This is a genomic window from Photobacterium sp. 1_MG-2023 (assembly GCF_030547945.1).
Taxonomy (GTDB): Bacteria; Pseudomonadota; Gammaproteobacteria; order Enterobacterales; family Vibrionaceae; genus Photobacterium.
In genome coordinates, this window is sequence record NZ_JAUORR010000076.1 from 1 (window position 1) to 959 (window position 959).

The window sequence follows — 959 nt, forward strand, 5'->3', positions numbered from 1 at the left end:
GAAGAAAAACAGACCCTGCTGACCACCTTCAACCAGACGGAAGCTTCGTATCCGCAGGACCAGAGTCTGGTCACGTTATTCGAAGCTCAGGTGGCAAGGACGCCGGACAACATTGCACTGGTGTTTGAAGGGCAGTCCCTGACCTACCGTGAACTGAACGCCAAAGCCAATCAGCTGGCGCGGCAGATCCGGCAGACATACCGGGCGTCTCATCAGGCCGAATTGTCTGCGGACACACTGGTCGCGCTGTATCTGGATCGTAGCCCGGAGATGGTCATCAGTATGCTGGCGGTGCTGAAAGCAGGTGCGGCCTACGTACCTATCTCGCCGGAATATCCGTCGGAGCGGAGCGCGTTCATTTTAGAAGACACCAAGTCGCCACTGGTGATCACTCATGCATCGCAGCGGGAGAAAGTTGAGGCGCTCCTGTCGGGCGGACATACTGCGCAGATGCTTCTGGCGGACAGCGATGCGTTGCAGACATTGCCGGACAGCAACCTGGACAGCGGGCCGTCACCGGCCGATCTGGCCTATGTGATTTACACATCGGGAACCACGGGTCAGCCGAAAGGCGTGATGGTGGCGCATCGGGGCGTGGTGAATCTGGCGTACTTTATGCGGGATAGTCACCAGTTGAACCCTCAGTCGAAGGTACTGTGTTTTGCCAATTACGTGTTTGACGCATCGGTGTATGAGCTGTTTCCGTCCCTGATATTCGGGTGTGAGTTGCATCTGGCCACATCAGTGATGCAACGTGATGAGCAGGCATTGCTGACATACCTGAATGAACACGAAATCTCCAAGGCATTCCTGCCGACCGCGCTGTTCAATTATCTGGGGGATAAGCTCACCGGAAGCTCCCTGAAAGTCTTGCATGTGGGTGGAGAATCGCTCAACCCGCTGGCCCAATTGCCGGTCGAAACCCTTTTTAATCAGTATGGTCCGACCGAGGCAACAGT

The 959-nt window shown here is 55.9% G+C and carries 1 protein-coding gene; it reads left to right on the plus strand.

Features of this window, described 5'->3' with window-relative positions; translation table 11 throughout:
- A partial coding sequence (locus tag Q4579_RS22915; protein WP_303567270.1) for an AMP-binding protein occupies nucleotides 1-959 on the plus strand: 959 nt, incomplete at both ends.